This is a genomic window from Allobosea robiniae (assembly GCF_900102525.1).
Taxonomy (GTDB): domain Bacteria; phylum Pseudomonadota; class Alphaproteobacteria; order Rhizobiales; family Beijerinckiaceae; genus Allobosea; species Allobosea robiniae.
Genome location: NZ_FNBZ01000004.1, coordinates 35504 through 61777, shown reverse-complemented (window position 1 = coordinate 61777; position 26274 = coordinate 35504). Strand labels below are relative to the sequence as shown.

General features: G+C 62.2%; 34 protein-coding genes and 1 pseudogene. 21 read left to right on the top strand and 14 right to left on the bottom strand.

What is annotated here, in order from left to right; genetic code table 11:
• Positions 1–373 precede the first annotated feature (373 nt).
• Together BLQ70_RS12160 and BLQ70_RS12155 are read right to left on the bottom strand one after the other, a co-directional pair.
• A complete protein-coding gene (locus BLQ70_RS12160; RefSeq protein WP_091857207.1) occupies positions 374–1687 on the bottom strand; it encodes a Y-family DNA polymerase in 1314 nt (437 codons plus the stop codon).
• Complete coding sequence (locus BLQ70_RS12155) at positions 1684–2106, bottom strand: LexA family protein (protein WP_091857206.1); 423 nt, start codon at positions 2104–2106, stop codon at positions 1684–1686. Before BLQ70_RS12155 ends, BLQ70_RS12160 begins: the two co-directional genes overlap by 4 nt.
• A 328-nt stretch (positions 2107–2434) precedes the next feature.
• On the opposite strand from BLQ70_RS12155, the gene BLQ70_RS12150 reads away from it, so the two are divergent.
• Positions 2435–2743 (top strand): integron, encoded by a 309-nt coding sequence (locus tag BLQ70_RS12150; protein WP_244511999.1) that lies wholly within the window; start codon positions 2435–2437, stop codon positions 2741–2743.
• A gap of 431 nt (positions 2744–3174) precedes the next feature.
• A complete protein-coding gene (locus BLQ70_RS12145; RefSeq protein ID WP_091857205.1) occupies positions 3175–3399 on the top strand; it encodes a DUF7696 family protein in 225 nt (74 codons plus the stop codon).
• A gap of 12 nt (positions 3400–3411) precedes the next feature.
• On the opposite strand, the gene BLQ70_RS12140 is transcribed toward BLQ70_RS12145, so the two are convergent.
• Entirely contained in the window at positions 3412–3780 is a 369-nt protein-coding gene (locus tag BLQ70_RS12140) for an MOSC domain-containing protein (RefSeq protein ID WP_244511998.1), read from the bottom strand.
• Between the two features lie 482 nt (positions 3781–4262).
• On the opposite strand from BLQ70_RS12140, the gene BLQ70_RS12135 reads away from it, so the two are divergent.
• A complete protein-coding gene (locus tag BLQ70_RS12135) occupies positions 4263–5114 on the top strand; it encodes a glucose 1-dehydrogenase (protein ID WP_091857715.1) in 852 nt (283 codons plus the stop codon).
• A gap of 716 nt (positions 5115–5830) precedes the next feature.
• Here BLQ70_RS12135 and xth read toward each other — a convergent pair.
• The 4 genes from xth to BLQ70_RS12110 all read right to left on the bottom strand — a co-directional run bounded on the left by xth (position 5831) and on the right by BLQ70_RS12110 (position 8277).
• Positions 5831–6613, bottom strand: a complete 783-nt coding sequence (xth, locus tag BLQ70_RS12125; RefSeq protein WP_091857202.1) for an exodeoxyribonuclease III — start codon at positions 6611–6613, stop codon at positions 5831–5833.
• Positions 6614–6636: 23 nt separating this feature from the next.
• A complete protein-coding gene (locus BLQ70_RS12120) occupies positions 6637–7299 on the bottom strand; it encodes a dienelactone hydrolase family protein (RefSeq protein WP_091857201.1) in 663 nt (220 codons plus the stop codon).
• Between the two features lie 78 nt (positions 7300–7377).
• A complete protein-coding gene (locus tag BLQ70_RS12115; RefSeq protein ID WP_091857200.1) occupies positions 7378–7944 on the bottom strand; it encodes a hypothetical protein in 567 nt (188 codons plus the stop codon).
• Positions 7945–7977: 33 nt separating this feature from the next.
• A complete protein-coding gene (locus tag BLQ70_RS12110) occupies positions 7978–8277 on the bottom strand; it encodes a hypothetical protein (protein WP_091857199.1) in 300 nt (99 codons plus the stop codon).
• Positions 8278–8423: 146 nt separating this feature from the next.
• Here BLQ70_RS12110 and BLQ70_RS12105 point away from each other — a divergent pair, with 146 nt between their 5' ends.
• Positions 8424–8927, top strand: coding sequence for a YciE/YciF ferroxidase family protein (locus BLQ70_RS12105; RefSeq protein WP_091857198.1), 504 nt, complete (start codon positions 8424–8426; stop codon positions 8925–8927).
• A 2-nt stretch (positions 8928–8929) separates the two neighbouring features.
• Positions 8930–9391, top strand: coding sequence for a DUF3597 domain-containing protein (locus BLQ70_RS12100; RefSeq protein WP_091857197.1), 462 nt, complete (start codon positions 8930–8932; stop codon positions 9389–9391).
• A gap of 65 nt (positions 9392–9456) precedes the next feature.
• Here the strand turns inward: BLQ70_RS12100 and BLQ70_RS12095 are convergent, their stop codons facing one another.
• A complete protein-coding gene (locus BLQ70_RS12095) occupies positions 9457–9705 on the bottom strand; it encodes a hypothetical protein (RefSeq protein ID WP_091857196.1) in 249 nt (82 codons plus the stop codon).
• Positions 9706–9926: 221 nt separating this feature from the next.
• On the opposite strand from BLQ70_RS12095, the gene BLQ70_RS12090 reads away from it, so the two are divergent.
• The 4 genes and pseudogenes from BLQ70_RS12090 (at position 9927) to BLQ70_RS12080 (ending at position 11241) form a co-directional block, all read left to right on the top strand.
• Positions 9927–10130, top strand: coding sequence for a DUF3606 domain-containing protein (locus tag BLQ70_RS12090; protein WP_091857195.1), 204 nt, complete (start codon positions 9927–9929; stop codon positions 10128–10130).
• The gene (locus BLQ70_RS25320; protein ID WP_139163531.1) at positions 10127–10342 is read left to right on the top strand and encodes a hypothetical protein; all 216 of its coding nucleotides are present in this window, start codon (positions 10127–10129) and stop codon (positions 10340–10342) included. The genes BLQ70_RS12090 and BLQ70_RS25320 overlap by 4 nt, the downstream gene beginning before the upstream one ends.
• Positions 10323–10517 (top strand): hypothetical protein, encoded by a 195-nt coding sequence (locus BLQ70_RS25315; RefSeq protein ID WP_139163530.1) that lies wholly within the window; start codon positions 10323–10325, stop codon positions 10515–10517. The genes BLQ70_RS25320 and BLQ70_RS25315 overlap by 20 nt, the downstream gene beginning before the upstream one ends.
• Positions 10518–10801: 284 nt before the next feature.
• Positions 10802–11241 (top strand): annotated as a pseudogene (locus BLQ70_RS12080) (pyridoxamine 5'-phosphate oxidase family protein).
• 379 nt (positions 11242–11620) lie between these two features.
• On the opposite strand, the gene BLQ70_RS12070 reads toward BLQ70_RS12080, so the two are convergent.
• A complete protein-coding gene (locus BLQ70_RS12070) occupies positions 11621–12139 on the bottom strand; it encodes a cupin (RefSeq protein ID WP_091857192.1) in 519 nt (172 codons plus the stop codon).
• A 242-nt stretch (positions 12140–12381) separates the two neighbouring features.
• Here BLQ70_RS12070 and BLQ70_RS12065 point away from each other — a divergent pair, with 242 nt between their 5' ends.
• The gene (locus BLQ70_RS12065; protein WP_091857191.1) at positions 12382–12669 is read left to right on the top strand and encodes a BrnA antitoxin family protein; all 288 of its coding nucleotides are present in this window, start codon (positions 12382–12384) and stop codon (positions 12667–12669) included.
• A 185-nt stretch (positions 12670–12854) separates the two neighbouring features.
• On the opposite strand, the gene BLQ70_RS12060 is transcribed toward BLQ70_RS12065, so the two are convergent.
• The 5 genes from BLQ70_RS12060 to BLQ70_RS12035 form a co-directional block, all read right to left on the bottom strand.
• Positions 12855–13073 (bottom strand): hypothetical protein, encoded by a 219-nt coding sequence (locus tag BLQ70_RS12060; protein ID WP_091857190.1) that lies wholly within the window; start codon positions 13071–13073, stop codon positions 12855–12857.
• Positions 13073–13318: a hypothetical protein gene (locus BLQ70_RS12055; RefSeq protein WP_091857189.1), complete on the bottom strand. Its 246-nt coding sequence runs from the start codon at positions 13316–13318 to the stop codon at positions 13073–13075. The genes BLQ70_RS12060 and BLQ70_RS12055 overlap by 1 nt, the downstream gene beginning before the upstream one ends.
• Positions 13319–13332: 14 nt before the next feature.
• Positions 13333–13626 (bottom strand): hypothetical protein, encoded by a 294-nt coding sequence (locus tag BLQ70_RS12050; protein ID WP_139163529.1) that lies wholly within the window; start codon positions 13624–13626, stop codon positions 13333–13335.
• A complete protein-coding gene (locus BLQ70_RS12045; protein ID WP_091857187.1) occupies positions 13623–15692 on the bottom strand; it encodes an ATP-dependent helicase in 2070 nt (689 codons plus the stop codon). Before BLQ70_RS12045 ends, BLQ70_RS12050 begins: the two co-directional genes overlap by 4 nt.
• 308 nt (positions 15693–16000) lie before the next feature.
• The gene (locus BLQ70_RS12035; RefSeq protein WP_091857185.1) at positions 16001–16990 is read right to left on the bottom strand and encodes a 3'-5' exonuclease; all 990 of its coding nucleotides are present in this window, start codon (positions 16988–16990) and stop codon (positions 16001–16003) included.
• 642 nt (positions 16991–17632) lie between these two features.
• Here BLQ70_RS12035 and BLQ70_RS12030 point away from each other — a divergent pair.
• The 11 genes from BLQ70_RS12030 to BLQ70_RS11980 all read left to right on the top strand — a co-directional run bounded on the left by BLQ70_RS12030 (position 17633) and on the right by BLQ70_RS11980 (position 25941).
• Positions 17633–18112 (top strand): hypothetical protein, encoded by a 480-nt coding sequence (locus BLQ70_RS12030; RefSeq protein ID WP_091857184.1) that lies wholly within the window; start codon positions 17633–17635, stop codon positions 18110–18112.
• Positions 18113–18298: 186 nt separating this feature from the next.
• Positions 18299–19303 carry a SphA family protein gene (locus BLQ70_RS12025; RefSeq protein WP_091857183.1) on the top strand — a complete coding sequence of 335 codons (1005 nt, stop codon included), beginning with the start codon at positions 18299–18301 and terminating at the stop codon, positions 19301–19303.
• A 14-nt stretch (positions 19304–19317) separates the two neighbouring features.
• Complete coding sequence (locus BLQ70_RS12020; protein WP_091857182.1) at positions 19318–20310, top strand: formylglycine-generating enzyme family protein; 993 nt, start codon at positions 19318–19320, stop codon at positions 20308–20310.
• Positions 20307–20825: a hypothetical protein gene (locus tag BLQ70_RS25965; protein WP_244511997.1), complete on the top strand. Its 519-nt coding sequence runs from the start codon at positions 20307–20309 to the stop codon at positions 20823–20825. Before BLQ70_RS12020 ends, BLQ70_RS25965 begins: the two co-directional genes overlap by 4 nt.
• Positions 20822–21286, top strand: coding sequence for a YidH family protein (locus tag BLQ70_RS25960; protein ID WP_244511996.1), 465 nt, complete (start codon positions 20822–20824; stop codon positions 21284–21286). Before BLQ70_RS25965 ends, BLQ70_RS25960 begins: the two co-directional genes overlap by 4 nt.
• 42 nt (positions 21287–21328) lie before the next feature.
• Positions 21329–22873 carry an arylsulfatase gene (locus BLQ70_RS12005; protein WP_091857181.1) on the top strand — a complete coding sequence of 515 codons (1545 nt, stop codon included), beginning with the start codon at positions 21329–21331 and terminating at the stop codon, positions 22871–22873.
• A gap of 31 nt (positions 22874–22904) precedes the next feature.
• Complete coding sequence (locus BLQ70_RS12000) at positions 22905–23258, top strand: DUF1622 domain-containing protein (RefSeq protein WP_244511995.1); 354 nt, start codon at positions 22905–22907, stop codon at positions 23256–23258.
• Entirely contained in the window at positions 23255–24244 is a 990-nt protein-coding gene (locus tag BLQ70_RS11995) for an HAD family hydrolase (protein WP_091857179.1), read from the top strand. The genes BLQ70_RS12000 and BLQ70_RS11995 overlap by 4 nt, the downstream gene beginning before the upstream one ends.
• A gap of 21 nt (positions 24245–24265) precedes the next feature.
• On the top strand, positions 24266–24523 hold the full coding sequence (locus BLQ70_RS11990; RefSeq protein WP_091857178.1) for a DUF3302 domain-containing protein: 258 nt from the start codon (positions 24266–24268) through the stop codon (positions 24521–24523).
• Positions 24520–25461: an HlyD family secretion protein gene (locus BLQ70_RS11985; RefSeq protein WP_091857177.1), complete on the top strand. Its 942-nt coding sequence runs from the start codon at positions 24520–24522 to the stop codon at positions 25459–25461. The genes BLQ70_RS11990 and BLQ70_RS11985 overlap by 4 nt, the downstream gene beginning before the upstream one ends.
• 57 nt (positions 25462–25518) lie before the next feature.
• Positions 25519–25941 (top strand): hypothetical protein, encoded by a 423-nt coding sequence (locus BLQ70_RS11980; RefSeq protein ID WP_139163528.1) that lies wholly within the window; start codon positions 25519–25521, stop codon positions 25939–25941.
• The last annotated feature ends 333 nt before the right edge of the window (positions 25942–26274 follow it).

Below are 26274 nucleotides of genomic sequence, written 5' to 3'. Positions count from 1 at the left end.
GGTGGCCAGAGCACAACGCGAGTGCCTCACCGCGACGCATCTTGGGAGCACAGCTTTTTGCCGCCGAACGATTTGAGTTGAATTCGTCACAATCTCACTGACGGATGAACACGGAACGTTTGGCCAGGTTTTGTTCGCATTCGCAGAGCGGTTCCAGCTTCTCTGGAACAAATGAAAGTTGCGGACGAACGGCACGGCTTGGCTACCGCATGCTACCCAAGAGCGGTGCTAAATCGAATGCCAAATCGAGCAATCACAAGCACCTAATCGGTTACCGCGTTAATTAACAGTCCCAGGTCTTTCCTCCTGCTGTTATGATCAAAACGAAGGAAAATTCGGAAGCCGCGGCAGACCGTAGCCACTGTATGCTTTGCTAGGCCTGCCCTTTGCAGAGCCTGTCGCGAGGCATTCTGGAGCCGACAACAGGTACCTCGTCCAGACGCGTCGTGTAGCGAGGCGAGCGCTGGCCGAATTTGGTGACCCACGCCTTGCGCTGACGTGCAACGCCAGCAGCGGCGGGGTAAACAGCGCCTCGACCGTGCTGCGCATTACAGGCGTCCAGCGCTGCCATGAGGCGCCCCGATTTCTCGCGATCGAGGCTGCCTATCAACGCGCGCTGTGAGGCTTCCAACGGAACCAGGTCCACAGTCATCAGCCCCGCTTTGGCATAGCGATAACCCGGCTTCCAGATCCGCCGCGCTCCCCATTTCGCCGCTCGGACCAGGACCAGCGTGTCGTTGGTGGCTTCTGGAAAATCAACGGTGGTCGATACCGATCGCGCCGGGCCACCGTCGAAAGGCGAGGTGTGGTAGAAGACCGAGACGTGGTCCGTGGCGAGCCCATGATGGCGCAGCTTCTCGCCGAGACGGGTCGCGTGCGACGCGATCGCCTCCTGCATCATCTCTAAGTTATCGACGCGCCCGGCGAAGGACCGCGTCACGGCGCAGCCTTTTCGGGTTGGCGCGACCGCCTCGAGGTCGATGCAAGGGTGGCCCCGAAGCTCCTGGATGATCCTTTCGCCGACAACCGTTAGCGTCTGGCGCGCGAGCTTCGGATCGAGCGCAGCTACGTCAGCGGCGGTCTTACAACCGAACGCCTTGAGCTTGACTTGGCTGGCGGCACCAATTCCCCAGACGTCGTCGAGCGGCATGATCCGAAGCCACTCCCGGCGGGCCTCTGCGCTGGTCAAGTCGCAGACGCCTCCGAGCTGTGGGGTACATTTGGCGATCTTGTTGGCGATCTTGGCCAGCGTTTTCGTCGGCCCTATGCCGACGCAGGTCGGAACGCCGGTCCAGGTGGAAACGGTTGACCGGAGATCCTTTCCCCAATCGACGCGCCGCTCCGGCGCGATCGGCGTCGCGTCCAGGAAGCTCTCGTCGATCGAGTAGACCTCGATGTCCGATGCGAACCGCTGGTAGACGGTGTTCATCCGGCGGCTCATGTCGCCATACAGGGTGTAGTTCGAGGAGAAGACGACAACGCCCTCGCGCTTCACGAGATCGCGGATCGTGAACATCGGCGCGCCCATGCGGATGCCCAGCGCCTTCGCCTCGCTGGTGCGAGCGACCGCGCAGCCATCGTTGTTCGACAGCACGATCACGGGCCGGCCCTTGAGCTTGGGATCGAACACGCGCTCGCAGGAGCAGTAGAAGCTGTTGCCGTCGATCAGGGCGAAGCTCGCGGTCATCGCCGGAAGCGCCGCACGCTGTTGGTGATGACGCCGAAAATCTCGATGTCAGCATTTGGGCCAGGATCGTAGTCAGGATAGCGACGGTTGCCGAACGCGAGACATGATCGGCCCCCGACAAGGCGGAAGATTTTGACGGAGCGCTCGCCGTTCACGTCGACTACGACCGGGTCGCCATCGCGCGGCCGCAGGCTGCGATCGACCGTGATCAGGCTGCCATCGAAGATTCCGGCGTCGATCGCGCTGTCGCCGGCGACGGTCATGATGAAGGTGGCCGGCGCGTTCTTGATAAGGGCGCGCGACAAATCGATTGGGGCATCCAAGTAGTCATCGGCCGGGGAGGGGAACCCGGCACGGACCGGCTTCCGGTAGACGGGGAGAAACGCAGGAGGCCCAATGACGGCCGGGTGAGTGAGCATGGCGATGATCTCAAAAAAGAGAACATAAGAAGAACACTGGCTGCCCGATTCCTGTCAACGAAGAATCTGACATGTGCCGATAGCGCACCGGAGCGTCGAGGTAACCGCGGTGGTGCTGAGACACACGCTTTGGCCGCCCAATTTGCAGCTCGCATTCCGGGAGAGTACTCCAAGATGGATAGCGCAAACTGATTTGGGGACAACCAGCGGGATGAACCGGCTCTTGATAACCGCTGCGCTCGCGCTTGGGGTTGCTTGCACGGCCGCCTTGGCGGCCCCGAAAAGCAGGCCTGTCATGATTGGTGGCCATGCGGATCTGGATGCTTGCATGACTTATGGCAAGGTGGCGCGCCTCGGGCCGAGGCGGGCGGAAGACCATAAAAGCGGCTTCCTGTCCGTCAGATCGGGGCCGGGCGGCTCGGCCTATTTCGAGATCGATCAATTGCACAACGGGGATGAGATCATCATCTGCGAGTCCGTTGGGCCGTGGCAAGGCGTGATCTATCCGAACCGGGGCCAGGCGTTCGATGCTTGTGGAGCGGAGTTATCGAGTCCGCTAGCGCGGCGTACGCCGTATGCCGGCGCATGTCGGAGTGGATGGATCCACCAGCGGTACGTCGAAGTCACTGCGGGCTGAACCGAGTTTCATGCTCTGCTACTGCTGGTAACGGGCATTACCTGCCTGCTCATGATCCTCGTCTCATCGATGGGGTTACGCCGACGATGGCCGCGGTGACGTTCAAAGAATAAGCCCGCCGTTGGGGGAACGGCGGGCCTCTGACTTCTGTCAGGACTTGGCGGATCCGGCCATCGCCGGGAAACTGGCTTTGCCCTCCTGTCGGTTGCGGCCGGTACATCCGCGGCAACGCATCCAACCGGAGAGCAGGCAGGCGCCATGATGGCACCGCGCGGATAACGAGATGGTGACGCCTTTGGTTCCTTCAAGGTGTCAGGAAGCATCGCTCCCTCTCCTGCGAGAAATCTTCTCGCTCGTTGGATTGGATATCGCCGCGTGCGATACGAATGTGCGATAGCACCGGCATGTCCTACCCGCCTGCCAATCCGCCTATGAAGTACTCTCTGCTCGCCGGGAAGGAGGTCTCGACCTGGTCCGATCTCTGGAAGCACGAGTGCGAGGTAATGATGCTCGCCGGGCAGCCGCTGGCGAAGCGCAATGAGATTTTCGACGAGCCTGGCAAGGGCATGAAGTTCAAGCGCGGCGATGCTGCAGTCGCGCATCTGCGATTGGAGGTGGAGAGATATGCCGCGCTGAAAAGGGCTGCAGGCGGCTAGATCGCCGATCGGCTAGTCTCCGCAGTGGACGAGGATATCGTCCCCTAGCTTGACCGAACCGCTCTCGATGATACGGGCAGTGATACCGCCGAGCCCGCGAACGGCGTTGTACCCGCCGATGCCGAGGATTTCCTCCATTCGCGAACACGGATGGCAGTCGCCGGTGGTCTGTAGGACCGCGTTGCCGATCCTGAACCGCTTGTCCTTCAGCGCGAGCAGGTTGATGCCTTGAGTAACGACGTTGCGCCGCAGGTCGCCAGGCAGAATTTGGGCGCGGCCGAGATGGCTGGCGATCGTGCCGAGATGCTCGGACTGAATCAAAGTGACCTGACGTGCTCCCTGAACCCGCGTGTAACGATCGCCGAGCACTCCGTTTGTCACGTCGAAATCCGCTGTCTGAAGCTCAATCAGCTCCTCCCGGCGGCCTGGCCGAATGCCCAGCCAAACCACCTGTCCAGGACGGATAGGGGCGTTCAGCAGCTGCGCGAGCGAGGATGATGGATTTAGAGGCATGGGTCCGGCAAGAGCGGCCTAGCGCGCCGAGAGCCGCTGGAAGATATCTCGGGCAAGGCCCACTGCTCGCTTACGCAACTCAGGACGCGTCGCCAACATCCATCCAGCCGCGCCTGCTAAGATTACCTGATCATTGTGAGTGCCTCCGGGTGCAATTCCAGCATCGCGCTGGAGAGTTCCAAACGCGCTACCGGAGGATAGGTTCTTAGAGGCTGGTGTGCCTCTAAGCCGCCGCTGGCCCGCTCCGATTTCGGAACCAGTCAGATCTCAGGCGGTTCGGTGACTAAGCGCTGGGGGCAGTTTGGCTGGAGGCGCGGATGCGCCATGGCCTATTGTCAGGGATCTTTGCGATGTACGCTACACAGCCTATGATTCATGAAGACGGTCTGCCAGGCCATGAATCCGCGCTCACGCCAAAGCCAGAATGGCAGCCGCGCTATCCGGGGAGCGGCCGCCTCAAGGGTAAGGTTGCGCTGATCACTGGAGCGGACAGCGGAATCGGCCGCGCTGTTGCCGCGCTGTATGCGCGAGAAGGGGCAGACATTGTCATCGTTTATCTGAGCGAGCACGACGATGCCAAAACGACGGTGAGCATCGTCGAGCGTGAGGGGCGCCGGGCGATCGCTATCTCTGGAGATGTCGGCAACAAGGCATTCTGTGACGACGCCGTTGCCCGGACCGTCAAAGAGTTCGGGAAGATTGATATCCTCGTCAACAACGCAGGCGAACAGCACCCCGACAAGGACATCACGGACATCACCGAGGAACAGCTTCGCCGGACGTTTCAGACGAACATTTTCGGCATGTTTTTCATGGCGCAAGCCGCGCGGCCGCACCTCCAAAGCGGCGCCGTGATAGTCAATTGCACATCTGTGACGAGCTACCAGGGTTCCAGCGAGCTGCTGGATTACAGCTCGACGAAAGGGGCCATCACAGCTTTCACGAGAGCGCTTTCTGAAAACCTGATCGGTGAGGGAATACGCGTAAATGCTGTGGCACCGGGGCCAATCTGGACGCCCCTCAACCCGATGGGTGGAGCAAGCCCGGAAAAGCTGAAGCACTTTGGTGAAAGCACCCCGATGAAGCGGCCGGGGCAGCCGAATGAGGTCGCGCCGAGCTTTCTGTTCCTGGCGTGCGAGGATTCCAGCTACATGTCTGGGCAGGTGCTCCACCCTAACGGCGGCACGGTTGTGAACGGGTAGAAGAGTCACGGACCATCTGAAGCCGACTTTCCATTCCCTTTCGAACCGGGCGTAACAAAGTGGCTCAGACGTTGACTGTATATCAGGATGGCAAAGATTGGGTCGTGAAGGACGTGACCGGCTCCTCTCATGGACGGTCTTCCAACCTCTTCGAAACAATCGAGACAGCGGAGCGACTGGCAAGACCTATGGGTGCATCCGTCTCCCTAAGCCGCGAGGCTCAAAACCATCTTTTGACGCTGGGTTCAAAGAAGCCGCCGAGGGAGTAGTCGGCCTGTAATAGGATGTTGACGCCACCCGAGTTTTTCATTTTTGATCGTAGCCGTTGCCGATTTTGGCGTGGAAAGGGCCACTAGCGGACGGGCTGGACGAGATGAAACCTAGCGTCGAAACCTACACTGTCGCATTGCCTTGGTACGAGCGAGAGGACTTCGAGCAGCTCTGGCAGCTGGCACATGATCAAGCCGAGATGCCACGAGATTATGAGGTGTGGCACGAGGCGGCCCTCAGGGTCATAAATGAGTGGCTGGCTCGCGGAAAAGCCCTTCAGATCATTTCGATCCGCCCTGACGAATTCTTGGCCTGGCTTAGCCAGCGCGGCTTGCAAAATACCGCTGCCACTCGCCGTCAGTATGTCGAGGAGCGTGCTCGTGACGGGGCAGTGTTGCCGTACCGCCCAATCCCTCTTGCTCAGTTTGATGCGCTTGCGGTTGACCTCAGACCGAGGGCGATACCAACTCGATCATGACAGGCGCGTGGTCGCTAGTGTGGTCCCAGCCTCGCGGCGCCCGTCGAACCTCTGCGGATTTTAGGCTGGACGCGAGGGTTGGACTGAGCAGGAGGTGGTCGAGGCGAAGGCCGGCGTCGCGTTCGAACGAGTTCCGCCAGTACTTCCAGAACGTGTAAATGCGCTCTCTCGGGTGAAGGTGCCTGACGGCATCCGTCCAACCCTGATTGACCAGCTCGGCATAGGCCTTTCTGACCTCCGGACGAAAAAGCGCATCGTCTCGCCATCGCTCGGGTGCGTAGACATCGAGCTCCGTCGGCATGACGTTAAAATCGCCTGCGAGCGCGATCGGGACGTCGTGGGAGAGAAGCTCATCTGCATAGCTCAGCAAGCGGTCGAACCAGTGCAGCTTGTATTTGAACTTCGGGCCTGGGGCAGGATTCCCGTTTGGGAGATAGAGACATCCGATCAGGATGCCGTTGACCGCCGCCTCGATGTACCGGCTATGGCTATCGTCAGGATCTCCCGGCAATCCTTGACGCGTCAGGACGGGTGTTTTCCCCTTTGCGAGGATCGCGACGCCATTCCAACTCTTCTGGCCGTGCCAAACCGCGGCATAGCCGGCCTTCTGCAATTCGCTGTCGGGAAAGCGGGCGTCCGAGCACTTCAACTCTTGCAGGCACACAACGTCGGGGCGGTCCTGTTTGAGCCACCGGAGCAAAACGGGCAAACGGCCATTGATGCCGTTCACGTTGTAGGTCGCTATCTTCAACTAAGGCTCCTCATATACCATCGTCAGAGGTGCGCGCGGAGGAATGCCTGTGTCCTGGCGATTGCATCGGGCCAGCTCGCCAGTGAGAGACCATGTCCTTCGCCTGGGTAGATGTGGCTTTGGACGGTGCCGCTATTACTCTTGATCAACCTCTCGATGGCGCCAGCGTTGGACACGGGCACCACTCGATCCGCATCCCCATGCAGAATGAGTGTCGGTGGCAGCAACGCTCGTTCCAAGCCGGGCGGCAGAAATCCGAAGAAGTCCACGACAGCACGCACTCGGCGATCGCGAGCGGCCAAAGCCAAGGCCAATGCGCCACCCAGGGAGAACCCGACCAGGGCAAAGCGGCCCTGCTGAGCGCCGGTAACCGTTTCGATTGCTTCTTGCCAAGCCCGGAACTTGTTCTTGATCTCGCTGTAGCGGGCCCGGCGGTCGCCGGTGGCCTCGAAGTACCGCGGCAGCAGGACGGTATATCCAGCTCCGGCGATCATGTTTGCGGCGAACTCATATCGGCCGCTGTTGGTCAGGCCATCTGAGCCATAGAGTAGAATGACGCTGCCTTGAGAGGCACTCGTGCCAAAGCGATCGACTGCTACGCTCGCCTTAGCTGGTCCAGCCACGACGGCCGCGCCGGCTCCAGCAACAAAATGGCGTCGGTCGATTACTCGGTCGCCTGCAACCATCACTCCCTCGCTTCAGCTGCCGAGACGATCATGGAAAAACGGCCCCGGTTACCCGAGGCCGTCGCAACGTAGAGTAGGTCAGATCACGGCAGGCGGCACTCGGCCCGACGCGGTGGCATCCCGAACGTAAGGATCGGCTTTTTCGTCGAAGCGGGACCAGCCGCCGGCTCGGTAGTCAGCCTCGCGGGTCGCGCGGTCGATCGGAGTAGCGCCGTCGAGGATAGCGTGGACGGCGGCCTCGTGCTCGGGTTCGGTGCGGACGGAAACGACCGATCCGCCCCGGCGAACTGTCTCAGCGTAGTAGTTTGCCTCGTCCTCGTCATGGCCTTCCTTCACGAACGAGCCAACCAGACCACCGGCAGCGGCACCGGCAACGGCACCAGCGGCGGTCGCGGCAAGCCAGCCTGCGGCAACAACCGGGCCGACGCCGGGTATCGCCATGATGCCAAGGCCGGTCAGCAAGCCGGCGGCCCCGCCGACGCCAGCACCGATTCCGGCACCTTCGGCGGCGTTGGTCTCGTCAGTCTTTCCGTCGCTGCCGATGATGCTGATGGCGCTGCTGGAAACGCCGGCTGCTTCGAGCTGGTCCACGACTGAGCGGGCGGTGGCGTGGCTATCGTAGGAACGGGTCAGGGTACGGGTCATGTCGTTCTCCAGTTTTCGCGGTGCGAGCACGGATCAGTTGCGGGTGATGTTGCCGCGATAGTCGACGGAGACGTTGACCTGCGCGCCCGAGTGGCTGGCGGTGCCCTTCCAGACGCCGTTGTCGTCCTTCTTCAGCGCGCCGACGTTTGAATATCCGTTGGCTTCGAGCCGGCTCTTGGCCTGGCCCTCGGTAAAGCTGTTGGCACCCGGCAGCGGAGCGTTCTTGTCGGCATCGGCCTTCGGCGCTGCCATCGGCGACGTGGTCGACGTCTGAGCGATCGCGCCAAAGGATGTCGCGGAGGCGATCAAGGTGGCAATGAGCAGCTTCTTCATGATGGTCTCCCGTGGGCGTGCGGCCGATGCCGCGATGCACAATCCAACGGCAGATTGCCCCCGAAAGTTCCAGGGGAGCGGAATGGAACACGGGCTCTCAGGGTTCGTTCTGCAGCCATCGACCACCCACATCGCTGGAGGAAGACATGGCGACCGAACCGAAGCCGCTCGACGACCTGTTCCACGACATGCTCAAGGACGTCTATTACGCCGAGAAGCAGATTCTGAAGGCGCTGCCGAAGATGGCGAAGGCGGCCAAGTCGCCCGAGCTCAAAAAGGCTTTCGAGACCCATCGCGAAGAGACCGAAGGTCACGTCGAGCGCCTCGGCGAGGTGTTCGAGCTTATCGGCAAGGCCCCGCGCGGCAAAACCTGCGACGCCATCCTGGGCATCATCGAGGAAGGCAAGGCGGTCATTGAGGACTATGGCGACAGCCCGGCGATCGACGCCGGCCTGGTGGCCTCGGCACAGGCCGTGGAGCACTATGAGATGGCCCGCTACGGTACCCTCAAGGCGTGGGCTCAGCAGCTCGGCCACAAGGATGCGGTCAAGCTGCTCGACGCGACGCTCGCCGAGGAGACCAGGACCGACAAGACGTTGACGCAGCTCGGCGGCGCCGCCAACACCGCCGCGACGAAGAAGGCAGCCTGATCATGGGAATCTTCGACAGCATCAAGAAGGCCATCTTCGGCGAAGCCAAGGCCGATACGATCGCTACTACAACGTCTGCTACCCCTCCAGGTGGGGTTGTCCCACCGTCTGGCACTTCCACCGCACCGGCCTCGCCGCCGGCAGGGACGCCCACCGGTCAGACCACGGGAAACATCGGTACTGCGCCTGGATCGACGGGCTCGCAGCAGGTCGACGTCGCGCCGATCCTCGACAAGGCGGTCAAGGACAGCGGCCAGCAGCTCAACTGGAAGACGTCCATTGTCGACCTGCTCAAGGCGCTCAAGATCGACAGCAGCCTCACCGCCCGCAAGGAACTGGCGCAGGAACTCGGTTATACGGGTGATACCAACGACTCGGCGACGATGAACGTCTGGCTGCACAAGGCAGTCATCAAAAAGCTCTCGGAGAACGGCGGCAAGGTTCCAGCTGACCTGCTCGACTGAGTGCAACGATCCCCGGCGGTGAGCAGTCGGGGATCGTGACCTGTTGCCGTTTTTTGCGCGCTCGATCACGCGCGTGTCCGCGCCTCTTTCTGAAACCGCTGAATCGCCTTGTTCGCCATCTCGCGTGTGTCATCAGTGCCCAACGCGACAAAGGCGATGACAAATTTCATACGCTGGCTTTGGCGCTTGCGGTCAGCCGGGGGAACGCCTTGTTCAACGTAGTTCCGCGCTATTTCCCAAGCTGACGTGGCCCGCGCGATCGCGTCTTCATCCTCCAGGATGGCAAAAGGGTTCGGGTCAGTCGATCGGAGCATGAGCTTACAAGTCCCAATCCTGAGAGGCGTACCAAGCCAATATCGCAACCGCCATCATACCAGCCGCAACGAAAACCGGCTCGTCCATGGCCCGCCTCCAAAACACGCGGGCGTATGCGCGCTACGCTGGGAAAGGTTCCGAACGTGGTGGACGCTGAACGGAAGGTCGCGTCGGAACACAACGCGCCCCTGTCGATTGAACCCCAAGACGGGAGATTCAAATGGCAGACGACAGGACAGATCGAGGCCCTCAGGACCGGTCGCGTATCAATTTGAACGAGGATTACGAAGTTCGCTATTGGACCGACAAGTTCGGGGTATCGAAGGCTCAGCTCGAAGAGGCCGTAAAAGAGGTTGGTCCGTCTGCGGAGGCTGTCGAAGCCGAGCTCCGTCGGTCGACGCTTGCCGGTGGGCCGAAGAAATGAGCGAGACAATCGAGATTCGCCGCGATGGCGACGAGTGGATCATCGATGACGGCTCGGCTCTCATTCGTATGACCAAGCCAGGCGCCGGCATCGTCGAGCGCTTCGTCGATCAATGGGAGCACGAAGACCGCTCACGTCCGGACGCTAACCGATCCGTTTCGCCCGAACGGCCGGGCGCCCGGAGGGAGTGTCATGACCGCGCGGGCGCATAGCTACGAGGTGCTCGAAATCGCCAATCTCGTTGTCAGTCCGGACGGGGCCTACGGCGCCGTCATCGCCATGCATTGCCCCGGTGGCCAGCGTGTGCAGCTTGTACTGCCGCCACAACAACTCGCACAGCTCGAAGGTCTGCTTGACCGCGCCAATCTGGAGCAGATGGAGCGTTAGCAAATTCATTGAGGTCGTTGGCAAACGACGGGAGCAGCGTCTGCCAGTCCCTTCTGGATGATTTCGGGCGCTACGCTACAGGCCCCACGCACATAACGGATCGGTGCCGGCCACGCGCGCCTTTCCAATTCCAGTTACTGGGATCGACGCGATAGCGCGTGGAAACTGCGCCGCTGCTTCCTTCCGTCCGCCAGCGGCGGATGCATGATTTCGGGCGGAGGCACATGCCCAGCCCCGATCCGTTCGATCTCAATGAGGTTCAACTTGCTAACCGGGAGAATGATATGGGCGAGCTTACTCTCAGCGATATCGCGGAGAAAATGAAGGACATCGATTTCTGCATGCTCACTACGGTGACCAGCGGTGGGACGCTTTCGAGCCGCCCCATGAGCACCCAACCGGGACGTCGATTATGCCGGAGATTCCTGGTTCTTCGCCTTCGATGACGCCCGGTTCATTCAAGATGTTCAAGCCAACGATCAGGTGGGGCTGACTGACGTTCGCCGGCGATCGGAGCTTGCTTGGCAAACCAGGCATCTTCATCGCCATCGAGGGCAAGGCGACGCTGACCAAAGACCGTCTCGCTCTTGAAGAGCATTGGGTCGACGACATGGAGCGTTGGTTCCCTCAAGGCATCGAGACTCCCGGTATCGTCTTGCTACAAGTGCATGCTTCCAGGGTGCACTACTGGGACGGCGACCAAGAGGGAGAGGCCAAGGTTTGACGACTTCGTAGGCCAACCTTGTCGCAGGCGCTGGGGTTGGCGGTTGGTCTCCAAGAGGAGACGTGTCGATCCCAGTGGCATGCATGGCCCGTCTCGTGATCCGCAATGAAGTTGAACTGAACGCCGCCTTTGACCGGGCGATTTACCTGGCGGGATGCGCCAGGGGTGGCGAGGAGGAACGTGAGCTCGGCATGACCAACGCTGCTGTGGAACTCTACGAGCAGTCCCTAGCTGTCGCGACTGCTGCCGGCCGGAGCAGGCCGGGATCAAACGATGATGTCCCCAGCGGAACCGGGTCAGAGTAAGCTCATGTCTTTCAAACATCCGATACGATCCGCCGGCACGTTGCAGCCGCGGCAATCGGATGCGCTCGACCACCTTACAGAGCGCTAGTATCGGCCCATAGCCTGAGCATTGGGCCGCCTTCGCCAACGACCGGATCCCGGGGCGGGAAACTCAAGATGGCAATCCTCTGGCTCATCGCCGACGTCGGTTTTTCGCGCACGATATCGCCCGTCTGGCCGGGCGGGTACGCGCCGATAACGAGGAAATCGTCAGATTGGCTGAGGCGGCGGTGACCTGTGCCGGCTGGAAGCACCAGGACGTTCCCAGCTGTCACATCGACCTCTCGGCCGGTATCGCCGCCCAGCATGAGCTTTGCGTGCCCCGCAGCAATGCCGAGCACCTCATGCCCCTGTGAGTGATAGTGATCGAAATCGTAGATCCCATCGCGCCACTGCGGCGGCCAACCATTTTCGGAGAACCGCCTTTCCATCTGCGTTACCAGGTCGGCAGCATCGGGAGCGAACGCCCCCTCGTAGATCAGCGTGGGCAGCCTGGGATTGCTAGGGACGAACCACCAGGGCTCGAAACGCAGGGCGGTCACTGTGGTCTGCATAAACGGAGATCTCCCCAAGGACGACCTTTGAACGCCGTCGCCTCTTGGCCGTTCCCCGTTGGAATCTGGCTTGATGCCGAGAGCCCGTCTCCGGCCTCATGGTTAGGGACGTTCCCTGGAAACCTGCGTGATCGGTGCCCGCCACCGCGGCGTCGCCGGAAAGTGGTCGACTAGCGGATAGCGAGCTTTTCGAATCCAGTCCCTGCTATGATCGGCTGCCAGCTACCTAATGTGAGGACGTAATGAGCAACGATCGAACGCGCCGCCCAACAAGCGCTCGGGACAAGGCGGAAGCCCTCTTCACCGCGCCGAAGGTGGCGCGCCACCTGCGCCAATCCAGAAGCGTACCGTTTTTGCCCGGCGCCAAAGAGATGGTCACTCTCCGGATCGACAGCGAGGTGTTGGCGCACTTTCAGGATGGCGGCCCCGGCTGGCAGGACCGGATCAACGACACACTCAGAAAGGCGATGCCGGTGGCCCTCGATGAACTGCTGAGGCCGGAAGAGCTCAACTCTTCGAACGACGGCTGATAAGCGAGCCCCGAGTTGGTGACCGTGCGGTACCGGCTGACTCTGGCAGACTCACGAGGCGCGATATGGGCGCGGCGAGCTGCCGCGATCTTGCTAAACATCTGGCAGATGTTCAGCAATGCAGCCATGAGGAAGTTTCTCTACCTGATAGGGAGGCGCGTTCTCATCGGCGTCATTTGGACGAGCTACTGAATGGGCGAAACTTGAGCCTGCGCCTCATTGGCCTTGGACATCATGGCCTCAAGCTTCCCAAACGCCTCCGGGGAAAACACCAAGTTCATCACCTGACCGCCAGCCATCTCGAAACTGATAATGGTCTCGCCTTGGGGATCGGTCGTGAGCGCGATCCGCTTTACGTCGGACACGTCGAGATCGATTTCCTTCAGCTCCTTCTGCTTCGCCATCAATCTCGATCCTCAGCAGGGCGCCACACCTCCTCAGGTTTGGATCGTGCGATAGCCGTGTCGTCGATGATGTGCTGCTCTTGGAGCTTGGCTTCGATCAGCGCGGTATTAAGAAAATAGGCCAGCGTGCCGAACCCGCGGTTGGTCGCTTCGTTTTTTAGAGCTTCGATCCGCTCAACCAGATCGTCAGCTTTGCGTATCGGAATGCGTGGCACTCCCGAGCCGATCGTGACCATATCCGACATGGCGCTGGCCCTCCCTAGTCAGGGTATTCGCCAGCAAGCCGGTCAAACAAGTCGCCTTCGGCGGCGTCGGCTGCGAGAGCGGTTTCAAACTCGTCGGTCGGAGCGATGACGCCGCCGAAATGAGCGTGGAAGGCACTCGCAAAGCGCGCCTCTTCAAAAGCCACGCGGATAACGCCATCGGTCATCGTGCCGAGAACGTGGAAGGCGATCTGCCAATCAGTGCACCATGCATCGATCCGGCGAAGCCATTCTGCTGCGGACATCTTGTCCAGCTTGAGTTCGACCTGGTGAGGCCAACGATCGGTCATCGCCACATACCACGCATCTTGGCCCGAACATCGACTTTCGGTCCGCTGAATGGCGCCCGAGAGGCTTCCGCTGCCACGATGGGCCAAGCCACCCGCTCAAACTGGCTGAGTAGCGCGTTGGGGATGAAGCGCGTCCGGTTGGCGTAGACATGCCGGTCGCCGGTCGCCGATTGCCCGTGTGTGAAGAACCGCTGCGGGACGACCAGATGCAGATCGTCCTTGGCGCGGGTCATTGCGACATAGAGCAGGCGCCGCTCTTCTTCGATCTCGTCCCGCGCGCCGGCCCCGAGATCGATCGGAATGCAGCCGTCGACGGTGTTCATGACAAAGACCGACTTCCATTCCTGGCCCTTGGCCGAATGGATCGTCGACAGGATGAGATAGTCCTCATCGAGATGCGGCACGCCGGCTTGGTCGCTGGTCGCGTCTGGCGGATCGAGAGTTAGTTCGGTCAGGAAGCGCTCGCGCGTCGGATAACCACTTGCGATCTGTTCGAGCTGTACGAGATCGGCTTGCCTGGTACTGGCATCCTCATGAATGCGCTCCAGGTGCGGCTCATACCAGCGGCGGGCGCGCTCGATCTCGCCCGGCCAACCGGCTGTGCCGGAGCGCAGCTCGCTGATCGCGGAGACGAATGACGCCCAATCTTCGCCAGCACGCGGCGGGGCCGGAGCGTTCTCCAGAGCCTCGAGGGGAAGCGAAGCCTGAGCAACATGCTCAAGGACACGCTGTGCGGAGGTCGGTCCAACGCCCGGCAGGAGCTGTAGGACACGGAAGCCGGATACCTTGTCTCGCGGGTTCTCGACGAAGCGCAGCAGCGCAAGCAGGTCCTTGATATGCGCGCTGTCGAGGAACTTGAGGCCGCCGAATTTGACGAATGGGATGTTTCGGCGCGTGAGCTCAATTTCGAGCGGACCGCTATGATGAGAGGCGCGAAAAAGCACCGCCTGCTGCTTCAGCGTCGAACCGCCCTCCCGGTTCTCCAGTACCTTCTCCGCTATAAAACGAGCCTGATCCGCCTCGTCCCGAACATGGACCAGTTGCGGCGGCGACCCGGTAGCGCGATCGGTCCAGAGGTTCTTGGTGAAGCGCTCGGCTGCAAGGTCGATCACGGCGTTCGCCGCGGAGAGAATGGCGCTGGTCGAGCGGTAGTTCTGATCGAGTGTGATAATTTCGGCCGGCGGCACGAACGCGGCCGGGAATTCGAGGATGTTGCGGACCGTCGCCGCTCGGAAGGAATAGATCGACTGGGAGTCATCGCCCACCACAGTCAGACCGAAACCGTCGGGTTTGAGTGCGAGCAGGATAGACGACTGGAGACGGTTCGTATCCTGGTACTCGTCGACCATGACGTGATCGAAGCGACCACCTATGTCTGCTGCGATATCGGGATCGGTCACGGCCTGCGCCCAGTAGAGCAACAGATCGTCGTAATCGAGCACGTTCTGGCTCTGCTTCGCCTCGACATAGGCAGCGAAGAGCTCTTTCAGCTCGGCTGCCCAGGTGGCGCACCAGGGATATGACAGGCGTAAAACGTCCTCGATCGGCAGCTCGGCGTTCACGCATCGCGAATAGATCGACAGGCAGGTACCCTTCGTCGGAAAGCGCGACTCTGTCTTCGAGAAGCCGAGCTCGTGCCGGACCAGGTTCATCTGGTCGGCCGAGTCCTCTCGATCATGGATCGTGAAAGCGGGATCGAGACCAAGCTGCTCAGCATAATCGCGCAACAGCCGCGCGCCGATGCCGTGAAAGGTCCCAGCCCAGGTCAAGGCATCGGCGAGTACACCGGCACCATCTCCGAGCACCTTGCGCGCGATGCGCTCGACACGCTTCGCCATCTCGGACGCGGCCCGGCGCGAGAACGTCATCAGCAGGATCCGCCGCGGATCGGCGCCGCTGACCATGAGGTGGGCGACACGATGGGCCAGCGTGTTGGTCTTTCCAGAGCCAGCGCCCGCTATGACAAGCAAGGGCGATCCGGCCGTCGCGCCAACACCGTGGATGACCGCGCGCCGCTGTGCAGGATTGAGCGCATCTAGATAGCTGCTCGGGGCGACGGCATTCATATCTCCGACTCCCGTGTTCCCTTTGAGAACCGACGGCGCAAGAGGCTCAGCGAGGCGACCCGGTCCGCATCCTTCAGAAGCTCATCGCGATTGTGAAGTAAGGCGCCAATGGCAGCCCGCGCATTGCCATCGAACGCCGCCAAAAATGAATCGATCTGGCGCTCCATAAGGGTCGGAGCAGGCGCGTGTCGGGGCACGACTGGCGGCATGGGATGCGTCCTCACGAATGAGAACATTATGAGAACGATCGTGTTCGCGGAGTCAAGCTTGCAAGCGCCTCCAGCGGCGCCGGCTTCAGAACAGGAGTGCTACAGGCGATATCGCTCAAACGCGGTCAGATGCACCGTCAGCGGCTCTGCGTCTTCCCAGCCGTAGATGTCGGTACGAAGATATCGCAGCTCCTCGTCCCAGAGCTCTTCATCAATCTCTATCCACCATGCTCGGGGCCTACCGTCACTGCCATCTGACCAGCGATAGCCTCGGCCTTTAAGGTGGTCCTTCATGTCGAAGGGGGCGTTCTCTGCATAAATCCGGATCCGACTTTGTTGGCTGGACCGTAAAAGCGCAGCGAAGGGCGGAGTTCCATTCTGTCCCACCGGACGCGCCAAAACCTCTAACAGCGCGTGGCAATCGTCGGTCGCTCGATGCCCCTCATGAAACAGACCTGACTGTCCGACGAGGTAGCCGAGCTTGTTTCCCTCGAAGCCAAGGTCGGCCCATGGCACCTCCTTGACTGAACATGCCCAAGCCTTCGCAGCAAAGGTGGAGGAGAGGTTCTCGCAAAACGGTCGATCGAACGCGGCGTTGTGCGCGATGATCAGATCCGCCTCGTTCACCAGAGCATCAAGGGCGGCGAAGTCGATTTCCAGGCCAGCGACCATCTGGTCAGTGATGCCCGTCAGCCGCGTGATTTCGGCTGGGATCGGTTCCGATGGCTGACGCAACCCGTTATATACGCCGACGATATCCCCGATGACGCCTTCATCATCATATGTGAATGCGACCGCGCCGATTTCGATGACCTCATCCTTGGCGTGGTTCAGACCCGTCGTCTCCGTATCCACCAGGACCGCAAGGTTCGGATAGGCGCTTTCAACCCGCGGGATGACGGTGCGCGGCACAAGCTTCCGCAGAATCCTGAAGTGGCCAGTCTGCTCCAGTCGTTGAGCGGCTTCTTCGTCGTCCCAGCCGGCATGCTGGGGCGCTACCGCCTGACGCTTTCTCGGCGCCGGTCGTGGCGCCTCGCGGTAGCCGGGCGCGTCATCAAACAGGTCGATCTGAGCAGAGCTCGTCTTCATGCGGCTGATATCTATCCAGGGGCTATTGGTGCGCCAATCCGCTCACATTAAGGGCCGATCGGCCTGCCCGCCATGGCGCTTCTGCGGAATCAGTCGTATTTTACCCACCGGACTGCCGTTCATCCTGACCAGGGTTTCCCAGCCATCGTCGCATGCAAATTTGAGGAATACGGTAGGCTGCTGTAATCGGCAGATCCTGGCCCGTTGCCGACGCTCAGAGGGTCCGCTTTAGGGCTGTCTAACTGGTAGGTCCGCTGGAGAGTTGAGGTTTGGCCCAATCCTCACGTCCGTGAGGTCTGCTCTAGGTTAGCAACCTTCTCAGTCGAACGGTTTCGATCTCGGTAAAGGCCTTTCGGTTGCCCCCGCATTGATAAAAGAGGTGACAAGGTGAGGCGACAGTCAGCCGACGCCTTAGCTAGTATCGGGCGCTCGCCAGGGTGCCAGTTTGGTCGCCTGATGTCGGTGAAGGGCGCATTATCACGCGAGGAAATCGACAAAGGCTCGTACCGATGAAAAGGAGCCCTCGGCGCGCCGGGAGGATACCAGCCTGAGGTCTCCAACGAGGAAGGCCTGTACGAGCTGGCGAATCCTGACGTCGTCCCAAACAAGAGGGTGCACAACTGCATGGCTCCGGCACCGGCAATGACCTTGATCAAAGGCGGCAAGACGGACATGCTGCCGGCCGAGTTGACAGCGCTTGAGCGTCGCCGACGGATCGGCGAGTGGCGAACCGGTTCGAGCGGGTACGAACGTTCGACGGGAAGGAACCTGCGGCAGTTCGATTATTTGAGGTACAACATGCGCAGAAGTATTTTGATCGCTCTCGGGTGCCTGATTTCTGTTGCGGCCTTCGCACAAGAAAAAGGGAAAGGCGACGCCGCTCTTGCAAAATGGCGGAGTTGTGCTGATGCAACGGCGAAAAGATACGCAAAGAGCGCAGAAAGCGCTCCTGTGGTTGCTCGCTATGCAATTATGTCTTGTCATGACGAGAAGAAGGCCGCTGCTCAAGCGTTAACAGAGGAGCAGGGATCTCGCTTCGCTGACGAGTTCATCGAGACTCTCGAACGGCGCTATACTGATTTGCTCGCGATAGACGTTATTGAATTGCGTTTGAAACCTTGATCAGGTGAATAAGTCGTTGAATGGATTGACGCCCTGTCGGAGGGCTCAACTGATGCTTCACTAGGACTCTCTCTCGGATGGGACCCATCGTGCTACTGGCTCCACCGCCTTCTTGCGCGAGAAACTTCAACTTGACCGCACGAATTTCCAGAATAGGCTCGAAGCATTAGAGCGCCGAGGGGACCGATGCAGATGCGTTTAGGGATTAAATTCACCTGCGCAGCGCTTTTTTGCACGATGGCGAGCACCGCGAGTGGCACCGAGGGTGGCGCCGGCCTGTATGTGCCGGGTCTGAAGGGGCCTGGGGCCGGCATCGTTCCCCCGCCGGGCTTCTATTTCGAGAACGACTTCTACAGCTATTCCGGCCGCATCTCGGCCGCGAGACCGATCCAGATCGGCGGCGCCGTTGTCGCCAACGTCAAGGCCGAGGCGCGCGTCGACTTCATGACACCGACCTGGGTGACGCCGTTCGAGATTCTGGGCGGCAACCTGGCGTTCGCGGTCACGGTGCCATTCGGGACGCCGCGAATTAGCGCGGGTGCGGTGATCACAGGACCGCGCGGACGCACATTCGGCTTCAGCCAGCGCGACGCCACCTTCAACATCGGCGACCCCGTCGTCTCCAGTTTCATCGGCTGGCACGCCGGGAACTTCCACTGGCAGGTCGGCACGTCCGTCAGCATCCCGTCCGGTTCCTATCAGGAGGGCGAGCTTTCCAACGTCTCGTTCAACCGCTGGATTGGCGACTTCTACGCCGCGGGCACCTGGCTCGATCCCAAGATCGGCCTGGACATCTCCGCAGCGGTCGGGTTCGAGGTCAACGGCAAGAATGACGCGACCGACTACCGGAGCGGCAACGCCATCCACGCCGACCTGGCGATCAGTCAGTACCTGAGCAAGCAGTTCTCGGTCGGCGTGCTGGCGTCGCATTACCAGCAGGTAAGCGGCGACGGCGGCGCGGGCGCGTCCCTGGGCTCCTACAAGGGGCGCGTCACGGCGGTCGGCGCCCAGGTCGCCTACACATTCGAGGTGGCCGGAACGCCGGTCTCGGCGCGGCTGAAGGTGCTGCGCGAGGTCGACGTCGAGAACCGGCCGCGCGGGACGCTCGGCCTGTTCACGATCGCCCTCCCGATCGGGCACGTTCCCAAGTCGGCTTCGCCGCCGGTTGAGCCCGCTGTCGTGAAGCGGTAGCGGGAGCGCGCGGGATGACGGACGCCACGACGCTCACCCGCCCCCCGGTTGCCCAGACGACCGCTCGCGCCTCTCGCGCCGGCATGATCAAGATCGCGGGCGGCACCTTCCGGATGGGCTCGGACAGGCACTATCCCGAGGAGGCGCCGGCCCACACCGTGAAGGTCGACGGCTTCTGGATCGACGAGACCCCGGTCACCAACCGGCAGTTCCGAGCCTTCGTCGAGGCGACCGGCCATGTCACTTTCGCGGAGATCGCGCCCGATCCGAAGGATTATCCCGGCGCGCTGCCGCACATGCTGCGGGCGGGCTCGTTGATGTTCGCCCCGCCGACACATCCGGTCGATCTGCGCGACTGGTCGCAATGGTGGACGTTCAGGTTTGGCGCGACCTGGCGCAAGCCCTATGGCGCCGGCTCCTCGCTGAAGGGCCTCGACGGCCATCCCGTCGTGCATGTCGCCTACCGCGACGCCGAGGCCTATGCCGCCTGGGCCGGCAAGTCGCTGCCGACCGAGGCCGAGTGGGAGTTCGCCGCCTGGGGCGGGCGCGAGGGCGCCGAGTTCGCCTGGGGCGACGAGCTCACGCCGGACGGCCACCATATGGCCAACATCTGGCAGGGCAATTTCCCGAACGAGAACACCAAGGAGGACGGCTTCGCCCGGACCTCGCCGGTGAAGGCGTTCCCGGCCAACGGCTATGGCCTCCACGACATGATCGGCAACGTCTGGGAATGGACCTCCGACTTCTGGTCGACCCGCCATCCCGACGACGCGCCCAAGGCGTGCTGCGTCCCGCAGAACCCACGCGGCGGTCCCGAGGGCGACAGCTACGACCCGCGCCAGCCCGCGATCCGCATCCCGCGCAAGGTCCTGAAGGGCGGCTCGCATCTCTGCGCCCCAAACTACTGCCGCCGCTACCGCCCGGCCGCGCGCCATGCCGAGCCTATCGACACCTCAACGAGCCATGTCGGCTTCCGCTGCGTCGTCAGGGAGGGGTCGGTCCCATGAGCGCGACCGCGCCCACCGCCGTCCAGCGCGCTCTGAAATGGGTGGTCGTGGCACTGTTCATCCTGCTGCTCGCCTGGGGCGGGCTTCGATACGGTTGGTCGCCGGCGGTTCACGAACGCTTCTGGCTGGACATCTCGGATCGCGTTCATGGCCCGATGAATTTCCGGTTCCTGCTGCAGCCCATGATGGCGCTGCTGGCGGCGCTGCCCGATGGAATCCGCGACGCCAGGTATGGCCACCGGGCCTTCTTCTGGTCGGCGCTGTGGGACGATCGCGTCCCCAAGGGCCGGCTGCGCGAGGGCCTGACCTCGATCGCGCGCGTGGCGCTGCTCGGGATGAGCATGGACGTCATCTACCAGCTCAACGTCCTCGACCGCTTCTATCCGGTGGAGGCGCTGATGATGGCCCTGCTGCTGGCTGTGATCCCTTACTTCGTCCTGCGCTGGCTGACCGAGATCCTCGCCCGGCGCTGGCTCCCGGCCTCGGACGAACGAGACAAGGAGCGACGCTCATGAGCCTGCCGCCCGTCACCTCGGCATCCTCGCCCGACCGCATTTCCGTCGAGCTGTCGGAGCGCCGCACCGGCATGTCGTTCCAGCGCACGCGGATGAGCGCCGAGCGCACGCTGATGTCGGTGATCCGCACCGCGCTGTCGCTGATCTCGTTCGGGTTCACGATCTACCAGGTCTTCGAGAAGGCCCGCGAGCACGGCGTCATCACCCACGCCGGATCGTCTCGCAACTTCGGCGTCACGCTGGTCCTGCTCGGCATCCTCATGCTGGTCGGCGGCATCATATACCACCTCCAGTTCATGGTCGGGCTGCGCCAACAGCGGCAGGCCATGGCCGCGGACGGCCTGGTTCATGCGGAGAGCAGCTTCCCGGTCTCGATGACGCTGATCACCGCCGTCCTGCTGCTTGGGCTGGGCGTGGTCGCGATCGTGAGCATGATTCTTCGCAGCGGGCCCTTCAGCTGAGGGTCCGACACCTTCAACCATTACAGGACAGGGAGCACCCAGATGGCCAAGACCGGGAAGCCCAACATCGTCATGATCATGGCCGACGACGTCGGCATCTGGAACATCAGCGCCTACCACCGCGGCATGATGGGGGGCAGGACGCCCAACCTCGACCGGATCGCCAGCGAGGGCGCGCTGTTCACTGATTACTACGGCCAGCAGTCCTGCACGGCTGGACGCGCTGCCTTCATCACCGGGCAGACGCCGTTTCGCACGGGGCTGCTGAAGGTCGGGCTGCCGGCGGCCAAGCAGGGCCTGCAGGACAAGGACCCGACGATCGCGGAGTTCCTCAAGCCACTTGGCTATGCGACGGCCCAGATCGGGAAGAACCATCTCGGGGACCGCAACGAGTACCTGCCCACGGTCCATGGCTTCGACGAGTTCCACGGCATCCTCTACCACCTCAACGCCATGGAGGAGCCGTACTACCCGGACTATCCGAAGGACGAGAAGTTCCTCAAGAAGTTCGGCCCGCGCAACATCATCAGCACCGTCGCGACCGACGTCGACGATCCGACCGAGGACCCGCGCTGGGGCCGCGTCGGCAAGCAGAAGATCACCGACGCCGGCCCGCTGCCGCCGCATCCGGGCATGGACCCCGCCGCCAAGGTCAGCATGGAGGACATCGACGCCGATCTGGTGAGACGCTCCTGCGACTTCATGGACCGCTCGGTGAAGGCGGGGAAGCCCTTCTTCCTCTGGCACAACTCGACCCGGTGCCACTCCTGGACGCATCTGTCGAAGAAGTGGGACGGCAAGACCGGCTTTGGCCTGTTCGCCGACGCGATGGCCGAACTCGACTGGGTCGTGGGCGGACTGCTCGCCAAGCTGGAGGAACTCGGGGTCGCCGACGACACCATCGTGCTGTTCACCAGCGACAACGGCGCCGAGATCTTCAGCTGGCCGGACGGCGGCAACCATCCGTTCCGCGGCGAGAAGGGCACCGTCTACGAAGGCGGCTTCCGCGTACCCATGCTGGCGAAGTGGCCCGGCGTCATCAAGCCGGGCACCATCGTCAACGAAGTGATGTCGGCCGAGGACTGGCTGCCGACCCTCGTAGCAGCCGCCGGCGGCGATCCCGATTTGAAGGAGAAGCTGCTCACCGGGGTCGAGGTGGGCTCGAAGACCTTCAAGAACCACCTGGACGGCTACAACTTCAAGCCGTTCCTGGAAGGCACGGTCACGGAGAGCCCGCGCCGGGAGTTCTTCTACTTCAGCGACAATGCCGACCTGATGGCGGTGCGCTATAACGAGTGGAAGATCACCTTCAAGACCATCGTCGGCAACCTCTTCAGCGGCAAGGAGGATACAACCAACGTCCCGCTGGTGACGAACCTGCGCGTCGATCCCTGGGAGCGATACCAGACCGAGTCGACGTCCTATGGCGAATGGTGGGGGAAGTCGCTGTGGGTGATGATGCCGGCGATGGGGGTCATGGGTCAGTACCTGGCGACCTTCAAGGACTACCCGCCAAGCCAGGCCTCAGGATCCCTTAGCGTCGAGAAGGCGCTTCAGGCCCTGCAGGACGGCGGCAGGAAGAACTGACCGGGGACGCGCCTAACTGGCCGAGATGCACTTGAAAGCGTGGCTTGTCCTTGTCTCGGAACACGCGGTCGTCCTGATCGAGGGCATGGCGCTGCTCGTCGTGCTCTATGCGGCGATCGAGGCCTTCGTCCAGGCCGTGCGGTTTCTGCTCCTGCGATCCGATGGGCTGGACGGGCGCGCCGTCTGGCTGCGCTTCTCCCGCCTGCTGGTCGGCGGCCTGACCTTCCAGCTCGCCGCCGACATCATTGAGACTGCGATCTCGACGACATGGGAAACGCTCGCCCGCATCGCGGTCGTCGCGGTGATACGGACGTTCCTGAACTACTTCCTGGAGAGGGACCTCGCCCGGACCGAGGCTGGCCAAGCAGACGGAGAGGCGCAATGACCTTGAATGATCTATCGACGGCCGTGCTTGCGGCGACGTTGAGCCTGGGGGCGAGTTTCGCGCAAGCGCAGGCCGACCCTCTGCCGTCCTGGAATGAGGGAGCGACGAAGAAATCCATCACCGACTTTGTCGCGCGGGTGACCACGGAGGGCACGCCGGACTTCGTGCCGCCGTCCGAGCGGATCGCGACCTTCGACAACGACGGCACGCTGTGGTGCGAGCACCCGATTTACTTCCAGGCCGCGTTCGCGATCGACCGCGCCAAGCAGATGGCGCCGCAGCATCCGGAATGGAAGACCACCCAGCCCTTCCAGTCCCTCCTCGACGGCGACATGAAGACCTTCTTCGCGGGCGGCGTGAAGGGCCTGCTCGCGGTCGTGGCGGCCAGCCACACCGGCATGACCACCGAGGAGTTCTCCAGGAGCGTGAACGACTGGCTCCCCGCCGCCCGACATCCGCGCTTCGACAGGCCCTACACCGAGCTCGTCTACCAGCCGATGCTGGAGCTGCTGGCCTATCTGCGTAGCAACGGCTTCAAGACCTACATCGTCTCGGCCGGCGGGATCGAGTTCATGCGACCTTGGGTGGAAAAGGTCTACGGCATCCCGCCCGAGCAGATCGTCGGCTCGTCTGGCGTGGTGGAGTTCCAGCTCGGCGCAGACGGCAAGCCGGTGCTCATGAAGATGCCCAAGATCGAGTTCGTCGACGAGGGCCCGGGCAAGCCCGTCGCAATCAACCACTTCATCGGGCGCCGCCCGATCTTCGCCTTCGGCAACTCGGACGGCGACCTGCAGATGCTCCAGTGGACGATGGCGGAGACGGGCGCGCGCTTCGCCGGCATCGTCCACCACACCGATGCCGAGCGCGAATACGCCTACGACCGAGAATCCCACATCGGGAAGCTCGACAAGGCCCTCGACGAGGGCAAGGCAAAGGCCTGGACGATTGTCGACATGAAGGTTGACTGGAAGACGGTCTTTCCCTGAGCCGCCCCGAGGGAGACCGCCATGACCGGCCTCGACATCTTCGCCTGGATCGTCCTGACCGTCTTGGTCCTGAGCACGGTCGTCGTGATCGCCTTCATAGGCTCGTTGCCCGGGGTGATCGCCCGCAAGCGTAACCACCCATGGGCCGAGGCGGTCACGGTCGGGGGCTGGGTCACCCTGCTCCTCGGCTTCGTGCTATGGCCAATCGTGCTGATCTGGGCCTATGTCGACGTGCCCGTCAGGACGGTTGTTCGGCCCGATCGGCAGGTGGCGCAATGATCGCGGTACTGCTCAACGTCTACCTCGCGCTGCTCTTTGTCCTGGTGAAGCTGAAGGTCGTGCCCTTCAACCTGTTCTGGAAGATCTCGCCGGCGATCGTTCTCCTGGCCCTTATGCTGGGGCTCTTCATCCCGATGAACTGGGGCGCCCCGCAGGGTCCAGCCATCGTGGTTCGCAACTCCGTTGCCATCGTTCCGGACATCTCCGGCGAGGTCGTCGAGGTGGCGGCCAAGGCGAACGTCCCGCTCAAGGCCGGCGAGGTGCTCTTCCGGATAGACCCGGTGCCGTTCGAGTCCCAGGTCAAGGCGATCGAGGCGCAGCTGAAGTTGGCCGAGACGCGCCTCGCCGAGATGTCCCAGCTCCAGAACCGGGGTACCGGACGCGCCTTCGACGTCGAGGAGCGGCAGGCCAATGCCGACCAGCTCAAGGCGCAGCTCGAAGGCGCGAAGTGGAACCTGGAGAAGACGACCGTCCGGGCGCCAGCGGACGGCTACGTGACCAACCTCGCTCTGAGGAAGGGCGCCCGGGTCGCGAACCTGCCGCTCGCGCCGGCCATGGCGTTCATCGACACCTCCGAGACGGTTGTCGGAGTCGAGATCAACCAGATCGACGCCCGCTACATCGCGCCTGGCCAGCCCGTGGAGCTCACCTTCAAGATGACGCCCGGCACCGTTCAGACCGGTAGGGTCGAGAGCGTGCTTCATGCCATTTCCACTGGGCAGGTCCAGCCCTCCGGCCTCGCCGTCACGCCGAGGGCGATCCAGGCCGCTCCCTTGATCGTCCGGGTGAAGCTTGATGATGACGCCTTCGCGCGCTCCCTACCGGCCGGGAGCGCCGGCGATGCCGCTATCTTCACCGATCGGGTTGCAGCCGCGCATGTGATCCGAAAGGTGCTGCTGCGCCAGATCGCCATCACGAACTACGTCAATCCATTCTAACGCGCCTGATCTCCAATTCAGCGAAGGGAAGCTCCTATGACATTCTTGAGAGCAATCATGGTTTCCCTCGTGACGCTGCTATTGGGCGGGCCCGCATCCGCTCAGCAGCGCAACCTCGGCCCGCCGACGGGTAAGGTCTCCATTCGCCAGCTGCAGGTAGCCTTCATCGGGTCCGGCGCCATCGGCGGCGGCGCCCTGACCTATCGGGGGAAGTCCTACGGCATCACCGTGGGAGGGCTGGGCGTCGGTGGAATCGGCGCTTCGCGTCTGCAAGCGACCGGCACCGTCTACGGCCTGACCCAACGCGAGGATTTCACCGGTGCCTACGTGCAGCTGCGCGAGGGATGGGCGGTCGGCGACCAGGGACGTGGCCGGCTATGGCTCCGCAACTCCAACGGCGTCACCCTCAGGCTGGTGACGAGAAGACAGGGACTACAACTGTCGCTCGGCGCGGACGGTGTGCTGATCGGCTGGAAGTGATCGGAAGCCGCGACGGCGACCTGGGCAGTTACACGATGCGTGATTGCTTCGTTGCGACCGTGATCGAGCGCCAAAGTCGAACTGGTCACCGGGGGATTTAACGTCTGGTTTCTGGCAGGGTGCCAATGTCAGGAAGTGGCGCCTTGCCGACGTCTGGAACGTCCGCTTCATGGCAATCCACTTCGCGCGCCGGTGCGGCCGCCGAAAGTGGCCTTTGCCAACCTACGGCGTGCTTCTCAGGGCCGTCCGCTTTGCGCCCCATATCCGGTTATTCAGTCGCCGTGCAAACGATCCGTAATGCACTCGGAAGCTTGCACGAAGTCAGATACTGTC